Origin of the sequence: Microcystis sp. LE18-22.4A, from assembly GCF_027531105.1 — a bacterium.
Taxonomy (GTDB): Bacteria; Cyanobacteriota; Cyanobacteriia; order Cyanobacteriales; family Microcystaceae; genus Microcystis; species Microcystis aeruginosa.
In genome coordinates this window covers 1-4,742 of the sequence record NZ_JAPZRB010000342.1, presented here as the reverse complement: position 1 = coordinate 4,742, position 4,742 = coordinate 1, and the positions used below count along the sequence as shown (strand labels likewise).

Annotated in this window: 3 protein-coding genes; 2 read left to right on the top strand and 1 reads right to left on the bottom strand. The window is 47.1% G+C overall.

What is annotated here, in order from left to right; translation table 11 throughout:
* Nucleotides 1-87 precede the first annotated feature (87 nt).
* A complete protein-coding gene (locus O9295_RS15170) occupies nucleotides 88-732 on the top strand; it encodes a class I SAM-dependent methyltransferase (RefSeq protein WP_288033645.1) in 645 nt (214 codons plus the stop codon).
* Nucleotides 733-746: 14 nt separating this feature from the next.
* Here O9295_RS15170 and O9295_RS15165 read toward each other — a convergent pair whose 3' ends face one another.
* On the bottom strand, nucleotides 747-3,758 hold the full coding sequence (locus tag O9295_RS15165) for a hybrid sensor histidine kinase/response regulator (protein WP_288033643.1): 3,012 nt from the start codon (nucleotides 3,756-3,758) through the stop codon (nucleotides 747-749).
* A 106-nt stretch (nucleotides 3,759-3,864) separates the two neighbouring features.
* Here O9295_RS15165 and O9295_RS15160 point away from each other — a divergent pair, with 106 nt between their 5' ends.
* The gene (locus O9295_RS15160) at nucleotides 3,865-4,527 is read left to right on the top strand and encodes a class I SAM-dependent methyltransferase (protein ID WP_288033640.1); all 663 of its coding nucleotides are present in this window, start codon (nucleotides 3,865-3,867) and stop codon (nucleotides 4,525-4,527) included.
* Nucleotides 4,528-4,742 lie beyond the last annotated feature (215 nt).

Here is a 4,742-nt window from a genome sequence, read left to right as displayed (position 1 = left end):
CAATTGTCTATCTTTTGGTATTAACCTGTTTGTGCCTTAAGTCCTTCCCTGTATGGATTTCAGCTACTTTTGAGCGTAGGCGCTCTCATCGAATTTTATTTTAAGTTAATTATTTGCATAACAATTCCCGAAGAGCCATTTTATCTAGGACGGGAAATCGCTAAAGTCATGGGACACCAAGAAATGTTATGGTTAGAACGTCCTAGTCGCCGTTTCACGGAAAAACCCGATGATCTGATCACCGCACTACATTTAAAACCCACAGACCTAGTGGCAGATATCGGCGCGGGGACAGGTTATTTGAGTTTTCCTATGGCGAATTTAGTAGAACAAGTTTTCGCCGTCGATGTGCAACCGGAAATGTTAGGGGCAATTGATTTTTTAGCCGAGGAAAATCAAGTGAAGAATATAACCACAATTCTCGCCACAGAAACCGATCCCAAATTGCCTATAAATGCGATCGATTTAGCTTTAATGGTCGATGCTTATCACGAGTTTTCCTCTCCCCGCGAGATGATGGAGAATCTGGTCAAATCCTTAAAACCCGATGGTAGGGTGGTATTAGTAGAATACCGTCGTGAAAATCCCCTGATTCCCATCAAGGCCCTTCATAAAATGACCCGCAGACAGGTAGAAAAAGAAATGGCCGCTATCGGTTTACTGCCAGAAGAAATCATCGAGACTTTGCCCCAACAACATTTAATGATTTTCCAGAAAACAAATTCAAATTAGCAAGTTAACCTAAGCTAATCCGCGGGACTGTCTTTTTGGATTAACACCTCACCAGCGATTAAACGTTGGGCTGCCGACAGTAAAACATCCTCAATATAGGGCTTGACAAAATAACCTTTTGCCCCTTTAGCAGCGGCGAGATGCTGCATTTTTTGCGACCCTCGCGAGGTAATCATCGCTACTGGTATCCTCTGAAGTTGTTCATCCTTTTGCAGACGAGAGAGCAATTCTAACCCATTCAGGCGAGGCATTTCGAGATCGCAGAGAATCAGATCACAAGCTAATCCAGCCCGTAATTTTTCCCATGCTTCTAAACCGTCTCGGGCCTTTTCAATGCGATAACCAGCTTTAACCAAAGAAATCGCTAACATTTCCCGCGCCGTTACCGAATCATCGACAATCAAGACCCGAGGAGTCGATTGTGCAAAGAAATTAGCGGGATTACTGTCAATAATCGTTGCATCGGGGGATAAAGACCGATTACGAGTCGCTTTAATACTATTAGCTAGTAACACTTCCCCCGCAATCATTCTTTGAGCCGCCGAGAGTAAATCTCTTTCCGTGTAGGGCTTGGTAAAATAACCACTAGCTCCTAATGTCGCCGCCACCTGACGATGACGTTCCGCTCCTCGGGAAGTCAATAAAGCCACGGGAATCGACGCTAATCGGGGGTCTTTTTGCAAATTATACAGTAATTCTAGGCCATTCATGCGGGGCATCTCGATATCGCAGAAAACGATATCACAGGGCAAACCGCCGCGTAATTTTTCCCAAGCTTCTTGACCATCCCGGGCCTGTTCCACACGATAACCGGCTTTACTAAAGCTTAAAGAGAGCAATCCCCGGACAGTAATCGAATCATCGACAATCAGAACCATAGCCCCCGATTTTTGGCTAGTTTCCACCGCTACGGGGGGGGCAGGTTGGCGCCAAAGAACACCGTTATCGGTACGCAGACGACCCCTGGCGATGTCGATTAACTCTAACACATCGCCGATCGGCATCACCGTACCATCGCCCAAAACCGTCGCCCCAGCAATCCCAGCCGTTTTCGGAATCGGTCCTTCGATCTGTTTGATGACGATTTCCAGTTCACCGATCACTTGATCCACCTGTACTGCGAGGAGATTATTACCACCGCGCAGGATCACGATCGAAAAAGAGTCTTGCTCCTGTTTGCCAGTATAAAAACTACCGCGACTTAGTTGCCGATTGTAGGAAAGCAATTCGCTCAAGGGTTGGAAGGGTAGTAAAGTATTTTGCCAGACAACGCAGCGCCGTCCCTCCCGATCCATTTGGATATCGCTGGACCGGAAATTTTTCATATCTTCCACTCCGTCCATGGAGAACCCGATGCGCGCATGATTACTAACACAACAGAGGGCCTTACAGATACTCAGGGTTAGGGGTAAACGGATGGTAAAAGTGCTTCCTTTGCCCAGTACCGAGTCAATAGTAACGGTCCCGCGCACATCGATTAAACTGGTCTGCACCACATCTAAACCCACCCCACGACCAGCAAAATCATCGGCCTGATCTTTGGTACTAAAACCGGGGTGAAAGAGGAGTTTATAGACTTCTTGGGGACTGAGGTGTTCAGCTTCCTGATCGCCGATCAGGCCTTTTTCGATCGCCTTGCGTTTCACCTGATCAGCATCAATACCGGCCCCATCATCACCAACGGTGATCACGGTTTGATTCCCCTGTAGGAATGCCCGGACAGAGATGGTCCCGAGGGCAGGTTTCCCTTTGGCCATGCGTTCTTGGGGTGATTCAATGCCGTGGGTGATCGCATTGTTGACCAGATGGGTCATGGGACTATTGAGATGTTCGAGGATCATCTTATCGATGAGAACATCACCCCCTTCCACTTTTAATTTGGCTTGTTTATCGAGTTTCAGGGAAATATCGCGAATTGCCCGGGGTAGGCGATCGGCGGCTTGACTAAAGGGAACCATGCGCGATTTGGTCATCCCTTCCTGTAGTTGGGTGGTGGCCTGTCGCAGACTGCGCGTCACCTGATCGGTTTCATCGACGACAAATTGAAGATCAGAGGCCGATTCTCGCACTCGTACGATCAATTCGATCATCTCTTGGGATAATAAATGGAAATCGGTAAAACGGTCGATCTCTAGGGCATCTAGTTCGCCGGCCATGGCCGAATCCCCCTGATTTTCTCCCTGAACTCTACCGTAACCGATGGCACCACCGGAATTGCGACTAGCCAGTAAAGCCCCTTCTAGGAGGCTTCTTTCATAGAGATCCTGCATCCGACTGCCCACATCACCCAGATGTTGGACGCAGGTTAGCAAATTATCTAAAAAGAGACGCAGGCGATCCTGTTCCTCTTCAAGGCGATTGCGTTTAACCACCAGTTCCCCGATCAGATTGCTGAGGTTATCCAATTGTTTGATCGGCACCCGCATCGTCTGTTCAAAAGCTTTACTGACAAGGGGACGCAGGTTTTTTGACCCGACTGGCGGACTGACACTGGCCGCCGGATTTGCTGCCATCACCTGATTGGTTTCTTCGAGGAGTTTTTCTAAATCCTTGAATTCATCCTCTAGGAGGCTTTCTGGGGCAATTTCCAGTGATTCTAACCCTGTCAGAGGTTCCACCGCGGCCACCCAGTCCACTGCTGGGGATTCCCAGAGGAAGGCCTCTAGGGATTCAAAGATGTCTGGTAGTGGCGGTTGCGCCGGTGGCGTGGGTTTTTCCAGAAAAGCTTCTAAGTCTTCGGGGCTGTCGTAAAAATTGGGGTTGCCGATAGCTATAATTGCTTCTGAGTCCAGAACCACCGCATTTTCTAGCAGCAGAGATTCGAGATCATCCCCATCTTCCGGTTCTAACTTGGGAGCCGGTCCGGGGTTAGAATAAAGATCATTAGTGGCGGATTCTTCCCAATTGATACTATCGCCAAAAAGTTCCTCTAGAGCCTCGTCACCGTCGGCGTCTTTGTCTTCTAAACTCTCTAACAGCTGTTCGAGATCCTCGTTAAAGAGATGATCCGAGTCGGGTTTCATCATGATTTGCTTCCTGCCAAGTCTTCCTTTTTGGTCAACCAATACGCTCTCTCTAGCTTCAGATTACCCAGAATTTTACTCGATAACTCTATCCACTAGCAATTTTTTTATGGCTAATCAAACTCTTGGACTCGATCGACAATTTTATTCCTATTATCAATCTATCTGTCTGCGAGAATCTCCTATTTTAGCTCAATTACGTCAAGAAACTGCCTCTCAACCCCTGGCAGTCATGCAGATTGCCCCCGAACAAGGTCAGTTTATGGCTTTTTTGGTACAGGCGATCGGGGCGAAAAAAACCCTAGAAATAGGGGTTTTTACCGGTTATAGTTCTCTAGTGGTAGCCTTAGCTTTACCCCCAGAAGGCAAGCTGATCGCCTGTGATCTAAGGGAAGAATATACCAGTATAGCCCGCCGTTATTGGCAGCAGGCCGGTGTCGCCGATAAAATCGATTTAAGAATTGCCCCGGCCCTGGAGACTTTAGATCAATTAATCGCCGGGGGAGAAAGTAATAGTTTTGATTTTGTCTTTATCGATGCCGATAAAAGTAATTATGATCCCTACTACGAACGGGCGTTACAATTGGTCAGAAGCGGCGGAATTATCGCCATCGATAATGTTTTTTGGTCGGGACGAGTAGCGGCGGCCGATAGCACCGATAATCGCACCAAAATTATCCGTTCACTTAATGCCAAAATTCAGCAGGATGAACGGGTAAATATCAGTATTATTCCTATTGGTGATGGTTTGACCCTGGCCATGAAAAAGTGAAGAAGTGGGGGAGAGTGGAAAAGCTTTTGCTCTTAACAATCAGGGTCGATTTTTGTTGTCTAAATTTAGTTAAGTAGGGTTAGCTGAATAAATCTAAAAACCTTGTTGGGTAAGACTTTTAGACTTTTTGTCAATCAAAAAGTACCAGATATGGGAGTGGTCGGGGGGAAAATTCCGGGACTTTTTCCCTGAAAATTAGGTAATTTACCCGATGA

What these genes read in the sequence shown, in the direction of transcription:
- O9295_RS15165 (WP_288033643.1), bottom strand. Translation starts at nt 3,758, where the DNA reads ATGATGAAACCCGACTCGGATCATCTCTTTAACGAGGATCTCGAACAG.
- O9295_RS15160 (WP_288033640.1), top strand. Translation starts at nt 3,865, where the DNA reads ATGGCTAATCAAACTCTTGGACTCGATCGACAATTTTATTCCTATTAT.